Genomic DNA, 14,763 nt, shown 5'->3' with positions numbered 1-14,763 from the left:
CCGCTTCCGGACGGGCCGGAGGCGGGGTTTATATAGTCGTAAAGCGCGCCGGAAGCAAGCCGACGCGCTTTCGTTTACTGCAAGCGGGTGTAAACGGTGGGCACTTTGCCGCTGCCCGCGGGCATATCCTCCAGCAAGGGCAGCAGGTCGTCGGTGATGGGCACGGTGGCCGTGCCCTTGGCAAGCACTTCGTTGCTGGTGGCGTGAATCAGGCTCATGCTGAAGCGCACCTGTTTGCCGCTGACCACATAGGTGCCCGCCAGAACGGCCTGACCGGTGGCCAGCGTGCTGGCCAGCTTGCGCACCTCGCGGGTCAGGATCAGCTCGCCCGTGCGCCTGTCGAAACGGATATAGCTGCCCTTGCGCAGTTCCTGATAGCGGTAGCCCGCATTGATCAGCCAGCGCGAAATTTCCTCGGTCATCTGGCGGGCCAGAGGCGAGGCCGCTTCCAGATTATTGATATCGGCCGGCGTGGTGCCCAGGATCATGATCCGGGCGCGGGCCAGAGCCTGACGCTGTTTTTTGGTCATGCCGGGGTCGTCGCCCGCATAGCGCATCATCAACTGCTCGTCCAACTGCTCGGCGATGCTGTCGGCGGCGTTGGGCACGGTGCCCGCCGCCGCCGTCAAGGGAAAGAGCAGGGCCGCGAGCACCAGAATGACCACAAGAAAACGGCTCATGGCAAACCTCAACGCATGGTGCGCAATAAAAGTTCAACACCGGCCAGTTCGCGCTTGATGATGTCCAACTTGGCGTTGCTCCGGCAGGTGGACAAGGCTTGGGCGTAAGACTGGCGGGCCAGCTCATAGCGGCCTTGTTCGCGGTATTTGCGGGCTTCCTTAAGGTAGGAAGCGCTGATGTCCGGCCCCTGGCCGAAGGAAGACGCGCCCCGGGACGGGGTGTCATAGGCTGAAAGCCCCTGGCTCATGGCGGGAGGGCAGAGCGCCAGCCAGAAAGCGAAGGAAAAAAGAATCAGATATCGCATGGCGGCTCCGGCATTATTTGCCTTGTTTGATGGGGATGCTGCCGCTGCTGATGGCGTCGGCCGGGGTATACAGCGAGGGGTACAGGCTGCGGCGTCCGTTTTGCGCCGTCGCGGCGGCGGGCTTGACCGTCGGGGCTGTGGCCGGTGCGGGGTCGGTCTTGCCCAGGCGCGCGATGATCGGCGTGTTGACCAGTACAAGCTGTCCGGTACGCAGCACCAGACCGTCACTGGCCCGCACCAGGCGGGCGTTGACGAAGGTGGCGTCCTTATCCACATAATAAGTGCCCACCACCAGAGCGGCCCATTTCTGGCCCTTGGTGGGAACGATCTGATTGGCGGCCAGCGCCAGGTCGTCGCGGCCGCCTTCCACGGAAATATGGCCGGTCAGGCGGTATTCGCGCGTGGGAAAACCACGCTGGTTGAATTCGTAAAACAGGGATTCAGCCATAAGCCTGCCCAACGGCGAGGAGCGCGACGTGTTGTTCTGATCCACAAACGAAGCGGGCATGGCCACAAAGCCCTGCAAGGCGTCGTTGGGCACGGTGGCCAGCATCTGGTCCGCCAGTTCGCGGCATTTGAGCTTTACTTCCACCGCGTCCACGTAGGCGGGATCATTGGGCGTGGGCGTGGATTTGCAGCCGGGCAGAAGCGGCAGCAGCAGCGCGCAGAACAGGAAAAAGCGCAACAGATTGTGCATGGCAACCTCAATCATGGTGGTATAATTCTTATCGTCGGCCCGGCCGGGAACTTGAGTGCGCTTTTGGGGAAAAGTCTAATAAATGTTCCCGGCCGACCCGCAAAAAAATATGCAAAACACGTTCCAGCCCGAGACTTGGCTTGCGTCCGGAAATAGCATACAAGAACGCCTCAGTATTAAGGATGGGCGACGGCCCGCGCCGTGCCCGCAATTTTCGCGGTGGGGGAGAGCATGCGCAACACAAAAACCCGCGCCATCCGGCTGGGCGGGCTGGTTGTCGGCGGCGGCGCGCCGGTCATGGTCCAGAGCATGACCAATACGGACACCCGCGACGTGGACGCCACCCTGGCCCAGATCGGACGTCTGGCGGCCCGGGGCTGCGAGGCCGTGCGTCTGGCCGTGCCGGACGAGGCCGCCGCCAAAGCCCTGCGCGCCATCCGCGCGGGTACGGATCTGCCGCTTATCGCGGACATCCATTTTGACTACCGCCTGGCCGTCGCCGCGCTGGAGGCGGGTCTGGAAGGGCTGCGCATCAACCCCGGCAATATCGGCCCCAGCGAACATGTGGACAAGGTGGTGGACGCGGCCAAAGCCCACAGGGCCGTGATCCGCATCGGCGTCAATTCCGGTTCTCTGGAAAAACCTCTGCTCAAGCGGTTCGGCGGTCCCTGTCCCGAGGCTCTGGTGCAAAGCGCGCTGGGCCATGTGCGGCTGCTGGAGCGGCGCGGCTTTTACGACACAAAAATTTCACTCAAGTCCTCGTCCGTGCTGGATACCATCGCCTCCTACCGCCTACTCAGCGCGGCCTGCGACTATCCTCTGCACATCGGCGTCACCGAGGCGGGCGGCCTGTTGCGCGGCACGGTAAAGTCTTCCGTGGGGTTGGGCATTTTGTTGCATGAGGGCATCGGCGACACCCTGCGGGTTTCGCTCACCGCCGACCCGGTCGAGGAAGTCACCGTAGCCTGGGAAATTCTGCGCGCTCTGGGCCTGCGTTCGCGCGGACCGGAAATCATTTCCTGCCCCACCTGCGGCCGCACGGAAATTGATCTCTTCGCCCTGGCCCGCGCCGTTGAGGACCGTCTGGCCCAGTCCACGGCAGCCATCAAGGTGGCGGTCATGGGCTGCGTGGTCAACGGCCCCGGCGAAGCCCGCGAGGCGGACCTGGGGCTGGCCGGCGGCCGTGACAAGGGCATAATTTTCCGCAAGGGCGAGGTGATCCGCTCGGTCAAGGGGCAGGAAGCTCTGCTCGCGGCTTTTATGGAAGAACTGCAAACGCTGCTCAATGAAAAAGGGCAGCCCGCCTGACGCCCGGCGCGGCGGCAAACCTCATAGCAAGGAAGCAAGATTCATGCGCTTCAGCTCCTGTTACATTCCCACCCTCAAGGAATCTCCGGCTGATGCCGAGGTGGTCAGCCACAAGCTTTTGCTGCGCGCGGGCATGGTGCGCAGGCTCACCTCCGGCCTGTATATCTATCTGCCGCTGGGCCTGAAGATCATTGACAAAATCGCCAACGTGGTGCGCGAGGAAGTCAATGCCTCCGGCTTCCAGGAACTGCTCATGCCCATGGTCCAGCCCGCCGACCTCTGGAAGGAAACGGGCCGCTGGGAGCACTACGGCAAGGAACTGCTGCGCTTCAAGGACCGTAACGAGCGCGAATATTGCCTCGGTCCCACCCATGAGGAAGTCATTACTGACTTGGTGCGCGGCGAAGTGCGTTCCTACCGCCAGTTGCCCGTGCGGCTCTATCAGATCCAGAGCAAGTTCCGCGATGAAATCCGCCCCCGCTTCGGCCTGATGCGCGGGCGCGAATTCATGATGAAAGACGGTTACTCCTTTGACGCGGACAGCGCCGGGGCCGAGCAGAGCTACAAGCTGATGTACGACGCCTATACGCGCATTTTCAGACGCCTGGGCCTCAAGTTCCGGGCCGTGGAAGCGGACACCGGCTCCATCGGCGGCAATTTTTCCCATGAATTCATGGTATTGGCCGACACCGGCGAGGATACCATCGCCTTCTGCCATGACTGCGATTACGCGGCCAATGTGGAGCGGGCCGAAGTGGTCTGGAAGGGCGCACCCTGTGCGGTCGCCTGTCCGGAACATGAAAAGGTCGCCACCCCCGGCGCGCACAGCGTGGAGGAAGTGGCGGCCATGCTGCGCGTGCCCGCCGCGGCCATTGTCAAAACCATGCTCTTCAACGTGGACGGCAAGACCGTGGCCGTGCTGGTGCGCGGCGACCGCGAAGTCAACGACATCAAGCTCAAAAACCTGCTCAAGGCCCAGGATGTGGACCTGGCCGGGGCCGCCACGGTGGAAGCCCTGACCCATGCGCCGGTGGGCTTTGCCGGGCCGGTGGGTCTGGATGTGCCCATCTATGCCGATCTGGAGCTGCAGGGCGCGACGGATTACGTCACCGGGGCCAATGCGGCGGATGCGCATTTCAAACATGTGGACCTGCGCCGTGACGCCGTTATCACTGCCTGGGCGGATCTGCGCGCCATCACGGCGGAGGACGTCTGCCCGCGTTGCGGCGGCCGCATCGAGTTGACCAAGGGCATTGAGGTGGGGCATATCTTCATGCTGGGCCTCAAGTACAGCGAAGCCATGCATGCGGCCTTCCTGGACGAGAACGGCAAGGAACAGCTGATGATCATGGGTTGCTACGGCATCGGCGTGTCCCGCGTGGCCGCCTCCGCCATTGAGCAGAACCATGACGAGAACGGCATCGTCTTTCCGCCGCCGGTGGCCCCCTTTGAATGCATCCTGCTCAATCTCGACCCGCGCAACGCCGACGTCACGGCCAAAGCCGAGGAAATCTACGCCATGCTGCAAGGCTTGGGCGTGGACGTGCTGCTGGACGACCGGGAAGAGCGGCCGGGCGTCAAATTCAAGGACGCGGACCTTTTGGGCGCGCCCATGCAACTGGTGGTGGGCGGCAAAGGCCTTGCGCGCGGCATTGTGGAATGCAAGGACCGCCGCAGCGGCGAAAAGGGTGAGCTTTCCGTGGAGGACATTGAGGAGGGCTTCTCCCAATGGGCCGTTGCGGTGCGGCGCGGCTGGGAGGCTCAGCAGGCCTGATCCCCGTGGGGACGGGCTGCTCCGGAGGCCTATGCAGGACGGCATACTGACGGTCCGCGCTCTTACGGAGCAACTGCGCAGAAGTCTGGAAGGGCGTTTTCCCTTTGTCTGGGTGCGCGGCGAGGTGAGCAACCTCTCGCGTCCCGGTTCCGGGCATATTTACTTCAGTCTCAAGGATCAGAACGCCCAATTGCAGTGCGTCTGGTTCAGGGGCCAGCAGCGTCAGGCGGAGCAGGGCCAGTCCTTTGACCCGCTCACCGGTGAGGTTTTCGACAGTCCTCGTCCCTCGCCGCTGGAACTGCTGCGCAACGGGCTGGATATGCTCTGCGCCGGGCGGATCAGCGTGTACGCGCCGCGCGGCCAGTACCAAATGCTGGTGGAACTGGTGCAGCCTGCCGGCCAGGGCCTGCTGGCCCAGGCTTTTGAGGAGCGCAAGCGCAGACTGGCGGAGGCCGGGTATTTCGCGCAGGAGCGCAAGCGCCTGCCGCCCTGGAATCCGCAACGCGTGGCCCTGATCACCTCGCCCAGCGGCGCGGCCGTCCATGATTTTCTGGAACTGGCCCGCGACCGGGGCAGCGGGGCGCAGATCCGCCTTTTCCCGGCTTCGGTGCAGGGGGAGGAAGCCGCGCCCGAGATCGTCCGGGCTCTGGAAACGGCCAATGAACAGAATTGGGCGCAGGTCATCGTGCTGATCCGGGGCGGCGGTTCGCTGGAAGATCTCTGGGCCTTCAACGAAGAGTCCGTGGCCGAGGCGGTTTTCCATTCACGCCTGCCTGTGGTGGCGGGCATCGGCCACGAGGTGGACGTGACCCTGGCGGATATGACCGCCGATCTGCGCGCGGCCACACCCTCGCACGCAGCTCAATTGCTCTGGCCCCTGCGGGCCGAACTCCGGCAGCGTCTGGATGAAAGCGAGGCCGCTCTGCGGCGGGCTTTTGCCGCGCGTCTTGAGCGTGAGGAACTGGCGTTGCGGGAACGGGAAAACGCCCTGCGCTGGTTTTCGCCCCAGCGCCATCAGGCCCGGCTGGCCGAGCAATTGGCGCGCCTGTCCCTGACGTTGCGACGCGCGGCCCGGCAATGGCTTGCAGACAAAAGCCGCGTTCTGGAAGGGCTGGAGCGGTCCCGGCGGGCCGCGCTGACCCTGGGGCGGCTGGACACGCGTCAGGCGCGTTTGAGCTTGTTGCGGGCCGCTCTGGATGCGGCTCTGCCGCGCCGTCTGAGCGATGCGGAACACACGCTGGCTCTGGCGCGGAACCGTTTGCGGACAGCGGGCGGCAGCTGGCTGGAAAGCCGTTCCCGGCGTCTGGAAAGTCTCGAAACCGCGTTGGCGGCCAGTGATCCGCTGTCCCCGCTGCGCCGGGGCTACGCCTTGGTGCGCACTGCGCAGGGCGGCATCCTGCGCTCGGTCGGGCAGACGGCTCCGGGCCGTGAGATTGAGGTGCGTCTGGCCGACGGCCGCTTGGCCGCCGTGGTCGGAAGCGTCAGCCCGGATGCCGCGCAATCCGGAGAGGAAAATACATGACACGTTTGCTTGTTCGTACCATGCGCCGCCTGGCGTTGTCGGCGGCCTGCCTTATGCTCAGTGTTCCGGTTCTGGCGGGCGTGCGCCTGGAAGCGCCGGAAAAAGCCGCCAGGGGTGACGCTTTTCTGGCCCTGGCGGTTTCCGATCAGCCGGTGGAGCGTTTTGTCTTTCAGTGGCGGGGCAAAGCCTTTACGGCCAGGGCCGGGCTTTCTGGAGAGGCCGCCAGTCAGAACTGCGGCCCGTGGCAGGCGATGATTCTGCTGCCCGTGCCCTTGGACGAAAAAGCCGACAGCCTGGAGCTGAGCGTGGCTGCCGAGGCCACCGGGAAGAAGCTCAAAAGCGCCGCGGCGGTAGCGCGGACCCGTCTGGCGCTGTATGACAAGGACCGCCCGGTGCAGAAGCTCACGGTGGACAAAAAATACGTCAATCCTCCGGCTTCGCAGCAGGCGCGGATCAAGGAAGACCGTGAAAAGGTGCGTCGGGCCTTGGCCCAGCCCCTGCCGGAACGCTGCTGGAGTGTGCCCTTCGCGCGTCCCGTGCCGGGCGGCGTTTCCAGCCTGTTCGGCATGAAGCGCGTGTTCAACGGCCAGCCGCGCAGCGTGCATCGGGGCCTGGACCTGCGCGGAGCTCAGGGTACTCCCATCCAGGTCTGCGCCGACGGCCAGGTGGCCCTGGTGGACAATTTGTATTTTTCCGGCAATGTGGTGTACATCAATCACGGAGAGGGCGTTTTCAGCGCCTATCTACATATGTCCGAAACCAGGGTCAGGCCCGGCGAGCGCGTGCGCAAGGGCCAGGTCATCGGCCTTGTGGGCGCCACGGGCCGGGTGACCGGACCGCATCTGCACCTTTCGCTCATCGTGCAGGGCCAGTCTGTGGATCCGCAGCCTTTTCTCGCGGCGGACTTCATTCCCGCCGCCGGTTCCGCCACATCCGCCCAAGCAGGGGGTCAGGCTCAGTGAGCGCCAAAAAGGAAAATTTGTTCGAGAAAAAAATGGCCCGCCTGCAGGAAATCGTCAACGCCCTGGAGTCCGGCGATCTGCCGCTGGAAGAGGGCATGGCCCTGTACAAGGAAGGCGCGGAATGTTCGCGCTTTTGCCGTGAACAGTTGGAAAAGGCCCGTCATGAGCTTTCCCTCTGGCAGGACGGCGAACTGAAACCCCTGAATCCGGATGAGGTCGGGGGCGCAGCGCGCGGCCGGGAGCCGCAGGAGACGGAATAAGCCATGATGTCCGTGGAAGAAATGAAAACCCTGCTCAAAAGCCGGGGCCGGGACGTGGAAGCCTATCTGGCTGGCTGCCTGGATGGCCGCGCCATACCGTCGCGTCTCAAGGAATCCATGCTCTACAGCCTTCAGGCCGGGGGCAAGCGGCTGCGCCCTGTGCTCTGTCTGAGTTGCGCGGCCCTCTGCGGCCTGGAGCCGCACAAGGCCCTGCCCTTTGCCTCGGCCATTGAGATGATCCACACCTATTCCCTGATCCACGACGATCTGCCCGCCATGGATGACGACGATCTGAGGCGCGGCAAGCCTTCCAATCACAAGGCTTTTGACGAGGCCACGGCCATTCTGGCCGGGGACGGTCTGCTGACGGACGCCTTTGTGATCATGTGCCGCGCGCCGCTGGCCGCGGACGTGCTGCTCCGGGCCGTAGCCGAATTAGCCTTGGCTGCGGGCGCGTCCGGTATGGTGGGCGGGCAGGAATGGGACATGATTTACACCGGCCGCTCCCAGGTCAGCCTTGAGGAACTGCGTGGCATGCACGCCATGAAGACCGGGGCGCTGCTGCGGGCCTCCTGCGTATGCGGCGGCCTGCTGGCCGGGGCTGAGGAGGTTGCGCTGCGCGCCCTCGGCGATTTCGGCTCGGCCTTGGGCGTGGCATTTCAGATTGCCGACGACATTCTGGACGTGGTGGCTGACACGGCCACTCTGGGCAAACCCGCCGGCAGCGACGCGGAGCAGGGCAAGAATACCTATCCTTCCCTGGTGGGCCTTGAAAAAAGCCGTGAACTCGCCCGCGCCCAGGCCGATGCGGCCCGGGCGGCCCTGGCGGATTTTGCCGGGCAAGAGGCTGAGTTCCTGCGGGCTCTGGCAGATTACACCGTGACCCGGGCGGCCTGAGATGACACAGAAGGCGGCGACGCCCATTCTGGACGGCATTACCAGTCCGGGGCAGGTGGCGGACCTTTCCGACCCGGAACTGGCCCAACTGGCGGAAGAGTTGCGTCGGCGCATCATTGAGGTGGTGGCGCACAACGGCGGCCATCTGGCCCCTTCGCTGGGCGTGGTGGAGCTGACGCTGGCCCTGTTTTCCACCTTTGATCTGGACAAGGACAAGCTGATCTGGGACGTGGGGCATCAGGCCTACGCCCACAAGCTGCTCACGGGCCGGGCCGATCGCTTCCACACCCTCCGCCTTCTGGACGGTTTGTCCGGTTTTCCGCGCATGGCTGAAAGCCCCTATGACCATTTCGGTGTCGGACATTCCTCTACCTCCATTTCAGCGGCGCTGGGCATGGCTCTGGCGCGGGATCTTTCCGGCCTGCACCACCATGTGCTGGCCGTTATCGGCGACGGCTCGCTGACCGCCGGTGAGGCCTTCGAAGGGCTCAATCTGGCCGGGCACATGGGGCGGCGGCTTATTGTGGTGCTCAACGACAATGAAATGTCCATTTCGTCCAATGTGGGCGCGTTGTCCCTGTTTCTCAGCCGCACGCTGTCGCGGCGCTGGGTGCGCCAGACCCGCCGGGAAGTGCTCAAGTTTCTGCGCTCCATCCCGCGCATCGGGCAAAAGCTGGCTCTTTACGCCATGCGCGGCGAATGGAGCTTCAAATCCTTCTTCACGCCGGGTATGCTCTTCGAGGCCTTCCGCTTCACCTATATCGGCCCGGTGGACGGGCATGACCTTCCGGCACTGCGGCGGCATCTGCAGATGGCCGCCGCAGTGGAAGACGGGCCCGTGCTGCTGCACGTGCGCACCCGCAAAGGCAAAGGCTATGCCCCGGCGGAAAAGAATCCCACCCAGTATCACGGCGTGGGGCTGTTCACGCCGGAAACCGGCCTGCCCGTGGCCTCGGCCTCGCTGCCCACTTTTACCCGCGTTTTCAGCGATACCCTGCTGGAACTGGCGGAAAAAGACGAGCGGATCATCGCCATCACGGCGGCCATGCCCGAGGGCACGGGCACCAACCGCTTCCGGGAGCGCTTTCCGGACCGTTTCGTGGATACGGGCATCTGTGAGCAACATGCGGTGACCTTTGCCGCAGGTCTGGCCAGTCAGGGTTACCGGCCCGCGCTGGCCATCTATTCCACTTTTTTGCAGCGCGGCTATGACCAGGTGGTCCACGACGTCTGTCTTCAGAATCTGCCGGTGACCTTCTGCGTGGACCGCGCCGGTCTGGTGGGCGAAGACGGCGCCACCCACCACGGAGCCTTTGACATAGCCTTTCTGCGGCATATCCCGCAGATACGCATGCTGGCGCCGCGCGACGAGGATATGTTGCGCCATTGCCTGAAAACCGCCCTGAGCGGCGACGGGCCCCACGCCCTGCGCTATCCGCGCGGCGCGGGCTTCGGCGTGCCGCTGGCCGGGGAACCGCGCCTGCTTGCGCCGGGCGTGGGCGAGGTGTTGCGCCAGGGCGAGAAGATCGCCGTCATCGCCGTGGGCAACCGCGCGCATCCGGCCCTGGAGGCCGCCGCGCTGGTGGAAAAGGAACTGGGCTTCAGCCCGCTGGTTTTTGATCCCGTCTGGATCAAGCCCCTGCCGGAAGAACAACTGGCGGATCTGGCCCGGCGTTTTGACCGCCTGCTGATCGTGGAGGAAGGCGTGCTGGCCGGGGGCTTTTCCTCGGCGGTGCTGGAATTTCTTAATGACCACGGCTTGCTGCGCGGTCAGCGCATCCGGCGTCTGGGCCTGCCGGACAGCTTTGTGGAGCACGGCAAGCAATTGCAGTTGCGCGAGATGCTGGGCCTGCGCAGTCAGGGCATCGCCCGCGCGATTCTGGAACTGGCCCGTGAGGCCTGAAGGTTTCCGAAAGGAGAGTCGCTTCAAGTGGCGGGGGACCGGGGCGCGGTCAACAGTCTCCTTAGAAAACGGTAGTTTTCCAGATGCCCTAGAGCTGAAGGAAAGAGCGGTTCGCACCAGGGCTTATGCCCGCAAAAGTGGAGCACTTTGCCCTCAAGCAGGTCCGGCGGCTGCAGCCAACGCCCGGCCACATGCAACTGGTAATTGAAGCGCTCATCCAGCCAGTGCAGGGGAAGACGTCGGAATATGACGTTCAGCGCGTCCTGATCCGGAAAAAGCAGGGGGCGGGGCAGTTCGGGCAAAAGGCGCAGCACGGCCGCCATCAGATCCGGGAACACTGCGCGCAGTCGTCGCGGACGGAAGACCAGTACGCCGCTGTTGAAATACCATGCTGGGTTCAGGCCTTTTTTCTCCACGGCTCGACCGTCCGTCATGTTGCGCACACAGGAAAGCAGCGGAGCTTCCCCGGACGGGGCGCAGCCTTGAGCCGCTTGCTCCCACAATTCCCTGATATCCAGCGTACAGCAGATATCGCAATCCAGGTAAATAACCTGCTCCTCGTCCACCAAGGCGGGCAGATGGAGGCGGTAGAGCGAACCCGGCCCGAACTGCGGCGGCAGGTCGGCGGCCGATGCCGGAGGGAGTTCCGGGACCGCATGAAGACGCAGGCCTTGGCCGAAGTGTTCTGCCACGGCCGCCAGCCGTGCCCGGCCCGTGTCGTTCAGGCCGGCGTCATGCAGGATATGGGCCGTGATCGGGCTTGCCGTGCGTCTGAACAGGGAAACCAGAGTGGCGGCTGCGTGCAGCGCGTAATTGCCGTCATTATCATGGAAGGCCAGGGCTATGTGAATCATGCGCTCTTCCTCTGTCCGACGGATGATTTTCCATTGGCTTGTATGCTTCGCCGCACCCGGCGGAGCGCATTACGGCATGGCTGAAGGCCGCTCGGGGTAAGCGGCAAATTCCCGCTCTGTTCCGGCGAACACGTTCACATCAATATATTCTTCTCTTCCCTGATACCCGGCCAGTTTTTCCCTGTTCGTATACTGCCAGAATTTCCAGCGGCGCTTGTCGGTCAGCGCCGGCTCGGTAAAAACGCTACGTATCCAGATGTCGTTGTCGTAGAAATCATCAGCAATATAGAGCCGATATGCTTTGTCTGTGGTGTAGATGAGTGCTTTGGTCCCGTAGTGCCCCTCCAGTCGCCGCAGCAGGATTCGCAATTCCTTTTTTGTTTGTTGCCTGTCCGGCGGATGTTCCTTTTTGGCGCCATAAAATTCAATATCGACCACAGGCGGCAGCATTCCTTGCTGTAGCGGCACAACTGAAATAAAATTCATATATTGTGACTCGCCGCTGCTGTCATAACTGAAAAAGTGGTACGCGCCAACGCGAAGGCCTGCCCTGGAAGCGCTGAAAAAGTTTTCCTGAAAATTTTTATCCTTGAAATTGCTGCCTTCCGTTGCCTTGATATACGCAAATTGTATATCCTGCCGCGCAAGAGTATCCCAGTCGATTTTACCCTGATGATGCGATACGTCAACGCCCCGCACGGGATATATCTCCCGTGACGGATTGTTAAAGAGAATTACGCCGGTATAGAGAAGAAAAGCCATAAGCAACGCGGCAGCGGCAAGAAAAACTGAAAAAAGCCTGATGCGTTTTTTATGTATGACGTTCATGGGGTTTGCCCACCGGATGTCTGCCCGCGCGCAGCTGTTACAGTCCGTTTCTCCAAGCCCATTGTCCGGACAAAGCGCACCGCGCCGCTTTTGAGGCGGGCCTCAATGCCGCCGGGCAATTGAAAGCGGGTATTGCCGCGCCCTTCGCGTAATGCCGCGTCCAGTTCCAGCAGCGTGTGCGCCCGGGCCTGACTGCGTTCGCCTGTTTGACCCGTGTTCTGCCGGACCAGAAGGCGCACGGCCTTGAGATACAGTCGCAGCCGGGCCGCCGGGTGCAGTCCGGCCAGCAACTCACGCGGCAGAAGCAGAGCGGGAAGCCCGTCTTGGCTTTCCTCATGCCAGGGATGCGCGGCCAGCGCTTCGGCCAGAAGCGTTTCCCAGTAGTCCGCGTCGCACTGGGCCAACTGCCAGAGCGCGGCCATGCCTCTGTCCAGAGCCGGATTTTCCCTGCGCAGCAGAGGCAGCACCGTGTGGCGCAGGCGGTTGCGCATGAAGTTCAGGCTGGCGTTACTGGCGTCCTCCCGCCAGGAGACGCCGCATTCAGTCAGCAGATCCCTGAGATCCTGAGGTTTGGTGAAGAGCAGGGGGCGCAACAGGCGACGGGCGTCGTCGCGGGCCGCCATGCCGCCCAGAGCGGGCCAGCCCGTGCCGCGCGCCAGGCGCAGCAGCACGTCCTCGCTCAAGTCCCCGGCATGGTGCCCCAGAACCACAAAATTCGCCTTTTGCGCCCGGCGCTCCTCTTCCAGCAAGGCGTAACGCGTGTGGCGTCCGGCTTCTTCCAGTCCCCAGCCTTTGGCGGCGGCCAGTCCGGTCACATCAACGCGGCGGCGCGCGCAGGGTATGCCCAGCCACGCGCAGAACGCCTGCGTCCAACGGGCATCCGCTTCGGCTTCGGGCCGCAGCCCGTGATCTAGGGTCAGAGCAAAGAGTTCGAGCTCCAGACGGGGAGAAAGAATATGCAGAATGCAGGCCAGCGCCGTGGAGTCGGCCCCGCCGGAAAGCGCCAGCACCAGCCGCATGCCATGCGGCAAGGCCAGACGGTGCAGGCAGAAACGTTCCACCGCAAGGCACATCCGGGCCGAGACCGGAGACAGGCTGCGCAGATCCGGCAAAGAGTTCATGTGAAGGATGAAGGCTAACCGGCAATCTGCAGGTCAGTCAGCAGCTGATCCAGATAGGCGATCATATGGGCGCGCAGTTCCGGTCCTGCGTAGCGCACGCAATCGCAGCGCAGACGCCCCCGCGCCCTTACCAGCAGTTCCAGGCGCAGACTGTGTTCTTCCAGTTCCAGCCCCAGCGCATAGGGACCGCAGTCGGCCGCGTGCTCGCGCTGCACCGGCGAGAGCATGGCTTCGGGCACGGGCAGCCAGTAGAGGCCGTTCATGCCGGAGCTGAATTCCATATCCCGCAGGGCCTGAGCCAGTCGCGCCGTCTCCTCGGCGCTGAGATCGTCAACGGCATACCAGCGCATCAGTTTTTCCCGCTACAGCTACAGATGGTTTTGTCCAGGTTGAATATCCGCCGCACCATGCTGATGCGCGCCGCGCCGCCCTCACGGGACATGCCGCCGCCCTTGAGAAACATGATGGGGTCATGGTTCAGCTTGCGCACCAACGCGCTGACCATGGTTTCCAGCGCCGCGCGGCTCTGTTCGTCCAGGGGCCCCAGATGCTTCAGGGTCCGGGCCAGTTCCTCCTGAGCCGCGCGCTCGCCGCGCTGGATCAGTTCCACAATGGTGGGCTGGGCGTCGAGGCTGCTGAGCCAGTGGGCGAAAAATTCCACTTCCTCGTCGACGATTTCCGCGGCTTTGGCGGCCTCGTCCCGGCGGTTGGCCAGATTTTCTTCAACTACTTCTTTAAGATCGTCAATGTCGTAAAGATAGACATTGTCCAGGCCGTTGACGTCCGGGTCGATATCACGGGGCACGGCGATGTCGATGAAGAACATGGGGCGGTTCTTGCGCGCCTTGAGTACGGTCCGGATGTCCCGAGCGCGGATGATGGGTTCCGGCGAACCGGTGGAGGTGATGATAATGTCCACTTCCGTGAGGTGCCCGGCCAGCTGTTCAAAGGGGATTGCCCGGCCGTGGAACTGCTCGGCCAGTTCCTGACCCCGCACCAGGGTGCGGTTGGCCACCAGAATTTCGTCGATGCCGGCCTGTAAAAGATGCGTGGCAGCCAGTTCCGCCATTTCACCCGCGCCCACCAGCAGGGCCTTGTGGGAGTGCATGTCCCCAAAGATTCGTTTGGCCAGCTCCACCGCCGCGTAACTGATGGAAACCGCGCTGGAGGCCACGGCCGTTTCGGTACGGACCCGTTTGGCTACGGAAAAGGCCTTGTGTAGCAGGCGGTTGAGAATCACGCCCGTGGCGTGACTGTCCACGGCCTTACGGTAGGCGGTCTTCAACTGGCCCAGGATCTGGGGTTCGCCCAGCACCATGGAATCCAGGCTGGAGGCCACGGAAAAGAGATGTCGCACGGCTTCCAGATTTTTGTGGATGTAGACGTAGGGCCTGAGTTCGTCGGCCTGCGCCCCGCGCGCCTTCGCCCAGCAGTCCAGCACCTGGCCGGACACGTCGCCCGTACCGGCGGCCAGCAGTTCCACGCGATTACAGGTGGAAAGAATCATGGCCTCGCTCACCGCGCCGACACAGGGCAGCGCCCAGTGTTCCTCGTCGCAGTGGTTGACCAGGGCGAAACGTTCGCGCACGTCCACACCCGCCGTGCGGTGATTGAGGCCGACAAGAAAGATATCACAGTCCATGGCAATCCCA

Annotated in this window: 15 protein-coding genes; 7 read left to right on the top strand and 8 right to left on the bottom strand. The window is 63.4% G+C overall.

Annotated features, from left to right (window positions below):
* Positions 1–74: 74 nt before the first annotated feature.
* Genes FYJ44_RS13065 through FYJ44_RS13055 form a run of 3 tightly spaced genes read right to left on the bottom strand, consistent with a single transcriptional unit; the run spans position 75 to position 1,682 of the window.
* Positions 75–680 carry a FlgO family outer membrane protein gene (locus FYJ44_RS13065; protein WP_154512875.1) on the bottom strand — a complete coding sequence of 202 codons (606 nt, stop codon included), beginning with the start codon at positions 678–680 and terminating at the stop codon, positions 75–77.
* 8 nt (positions 681–688) lie between these two features.
* Positions 689–985 carry a hypothetical protein gene (locus tag FYJ44_RS13060; RefSeq protein WP_154512873.1) on the bottom strand — a complete coding sequence of 99 codons (297 nt, stop codon included), beginning with the start codon at positions 983–985 and terminating at the stop codon, positions 689–691.
* Between the two features lie 13 nt (positions 986–998).
* Positions 999–1,682, bottom strand: coding sequence for a FlgO family outer membrane protein (locus FYJ44_RS13055; protein ID WP_154512899.1), 684 nt, complete (start codon positions 1,680–1,682; stop codon positions 999–1,001).
* Positions 1,683–1,913: 231 nt separating this feature from the next.
* Here FYJ44_RS13055 and ispG point away from each other — a divergent pair, with 231 nt between their 5' ends.
* From ispG to dxs, 7 genes are read left to right on the top strand one after another with little or no spacing between them, the layout of a single operon-like run.
* Entirely contained in the window at positions 1,914–2,990 is a 1,077-nt protein-coding gene (ispG, locus tag FYJ44_RS13050; RefSeq protein WP_154512871.1) for a flavodoxin-dependent (E)-4-hydroxy-3-methylbut-2-enyl-diphosphate synthase, read from the top strand.
* 43 nt (positions 2,991–3,033) lie between these two features.
* Positions 3,034–4,764: a proline--tRNA ligase gene (locus tag FYJ44_RS13045; RefSeq protein ID WP_154512869.1), complete on the top strand. Its 1,731-nt coding sequence runs from the start codon at positions 3,034–3,036 to the stop codon at positions 4,762–4,764.
* Positions 4,765–4,795: 31 nt separating this feature from the next.
* Entirely contained in the window at positions 4,796–6,286 is a 1,491-nt protein-coding gene (gene xseA, locus FYJ44_RS13040; protein ID WP_154512867.1) for an exodeoxyribonuclease VII large subunit, read from the top strand.
* Positions 6,283–7,248, top strand: coding sequence for a M23 family metallopeptidase (locus tag FYJ44_RS13035; RefSeq protein ID WP_154512865.1), 966 nt, complete (start codon positions 6,283–6,285; stop codon positions 7,246–7,248). The genes xseA and FYJ44_RS13035 overlap by 4 nt, the downstream gene beginning before the upstream one ends.
* Before the next feature lie 32 nt (positions 7,249–7,280).
* The gene (gene xseB, locus FYJ44_RS13030) at positions 7,281–7,508 is read left to right on the top strand and encodes an exodeoxyribonuclease VII small subunit (protein WP_154512897.1); all 228 of its coding nucleotides are present in this window, start codon (positions 7,281–7,283) and stop codon (positions 7,506–7,508) included.
* 3 nt (positions 7,509–7,511) lie between these two features.
* Positions 7,512–8,405: a polyprenyl synthetase family protein gene (locus FYJ44_RS13025; protein ID WP_154512863.1), complete on the top strand. Its 894-nt coding sequence runs from the start codon at positions 7,512–7,514 to the stop codon at positions 8,403–8,405.
* A 1-nt stretch (position 8,406) separates the two neighbouring features.
* A complete protein-coding gene (gene dxs / locus FYJ44_RS13020) occupies positions 8,407–10,308 on the top strand; it encodes a 1-deoxy-D-xylulose-5-phosphate synthase (RefSeq protein ID WP_154512861.1) in 1,902 nt (633 codons plus the stop codon).
* Between the two features lie 23 nt (positions 10,309–10,331).
* Here the strand turns inward: dxs and FYJ44_RS13015 are convergent, their stop codons facing one another.
* The 5 genes from FYJ44_RS13015 to hemA form a co-directional block, all read right to left on the bottom strand.
* Positions 10,332–11,162: a glycosyltransferase family 8 protein gene (locus tag FYJ44_RS13015; protein WP_154512859.1), complete on the bottom strand. Its 831-nt coding sequence runs from the start codon at positions 11,160–11,162 to the stop codon at positions 10,332–10,334.
* A gap of 69 nt (positions 11,163–11,231) precedes the next feature.
* Positions 11,232–11,990: a glycoside hydrolase family 25 protein gene (locus tag FYJ44_RS13010; protein ID WP_154512857.1), complete on the bottom strand. Its 759-nt coding sequence runs from the start codon at positions 11,988–11,990 to the stop codon at positions 11,232–11,234.
* The gene (tilS, locus tag FYJ44_RS13005) at positions 11,987–13,111 is read right to left on the bottom strand and encodes a tRNA lysidine(34) synthetase TilS (RefSeq protein ID WP_154512855.1); all 1,125 of its coding nucleotides are present in this window, start codon (positions 13,109–13,111) and stop codon (positions 11,987–11,989) included. The genes FYJ44_RS13010 and tilS overlap by 4 nt, the downstream gene beginning before the upstream one ends.
* Positions 13,112–13,125: 14 nt before the next feature.
* Positions 13,126–13,461 (bottom strand): hypothetical protein, encoded by a 336-nt coding sequence (locus FYJ44_RS13000; RefSeq protein ID WP_154512853.1) that lies wholly within the window; start codon positions 13,459–13,461, stop codon positions 13,126–13,128.
* The gene (hemA, locus tag FYJ44_RS12995) at positions 13,461–14,753 is read right to left on the bottom strand and encodes a glutamyl-tRNA reductase (protein ID WP_154512851.1); all 1,293 of its coding nucleotides are present in this window, start codon (positions 14,751–14,753) and stop codon (positions 13,461–13,463) included. The genes FYJ44_RS13000 and hemA overlap by 1 nt, the downstream gene beginning before the upstream one ends.
* Between the last annotated feature and the right edge of the window lie 10 nt (positions 14,754–14,763).

Origin of the sequence: Desulfovibrio porci (genome assembly GCF_009696265.1) — a bacterium.
GTDB lineage: Bacteria > Desulfobacterota > Desulfovibrionia > Desulfovibrionales > Desulfovibrionaceae > Desulfovibrio > Desulfovibrio porci.
The sequence above is the reverse complement of the archived record's forward strand: the minus strand, read 5'-3'. Positions and strand labels throughout refer to the sequence as shown.

Excerpts from the sequence above, each read along its gene's own strand:
- ispG (WP_154512871.1), top strand. The coding sequence starts at position 1,914 with ATGCGCAACACAAAAACCCGCGCCATCCGGCTGGGCGGGCTGGTTGTC.
- FYJ44_RS13010 (WP_154512857.1), bottom strand. The coding sequence starts at position 11,990 with ATGAACGTCATACATAAAAAACGCATCAGGCTTTTTTCAGTTTTTCTT.
- FYJ44_RS13055 (WP_154512899.1), bottom strand. The coding sequence starts at position 1,682 with ATGCACAATCTGTTGCGCTTTTTCCTGTTCTGCGCGCTGCTGCTGCCG.
- tilS (WP_154512855.1), bottom strand. The coding sequence starts at position 13,111 with ATGAACTCTTTGCCGGATCTGCGCAGCCTGTCTCCGGTCTCGGCCCGG.
- hemA (WP_154512851.1), bottom strand. The coding sequence starts at position 14,753 with ATGGACTGTGATATCTTTCTTGTCGGCCTCAATCACCGCACGGCGGGT.
- FYJ44_RS13065 (WP_154512875.1), bottom strand. The coding sequence starts at position 680 with ATGAGCCGTTTTCTTGTGGTCATTCTGGTGCTCGCGGCCCTGCTCTTT.
- FYJ44_RS13015 (WP_154512859.1), bottom strand. The coding sequence starts at position 11,162 with ATGATTCACATAGCCCTGGCCTTCCATGATAATGACGGCAATTACGCG.
- FYJ44_RS13035 (WP_154512865.1), top strand. The coding sequence starts at position 6,283 with ATGACACGTTTGCTTGTTCGTACCATGCGCCGCCTGGCGTTGTCGGCG.
- FYJ44_RS13060 (WP_154512873.1), bottom strand. The coding sequence starts at position 985 with ATGCGATATCTGATTCTTTTTTCCTTCGCTTTCTGGCTGGCGCTCTGC.
- xseB (WP_154512897.1), top strand. The coding sequence starts at position 7,281 with ATGGCCCGCCTGCAGGAAATCGTCAACGCCCTGGAGTCCGGCGATCTG.
- FYJ44_RS13025 (WP_154512863.1), top strand. The coding sequence starts at position 7,512 with ATGATGTCCGTGGAAGAAATGAAAACCCTGCTCAAAAGCCGGGGCCGG.
- FYJ44_RS13000 (WP_154512853.1), bottom strand. The coding sequence starts at position 13,461 with ATGCGCTGGTATGCCGTTGACGATCTCAGCGCCGAGGAGACGGCGCGA.
- xseA (WP_154512867.1), top strand. The coding sequence starts at position 4,796 with ATGCAGGACGGCATACTGACGGTCCGCGCTCTTACGGAGCAACTGCGC.
- dxs (WP_154512861.1), top strand. The coding sequence starts at position 8,407 with ATGACACAGAAGGCGGCGACGCCCATTCTGGACGGCATTACCAGTCCG.
- FYJ44_RS13045 (WP_154512869.1), top strand. The coding sequence starts at position 3,034 with ATGCGCTTCAGCTCCTGTTACATTCCCACCCTCAAGGAATCTCCGGCT.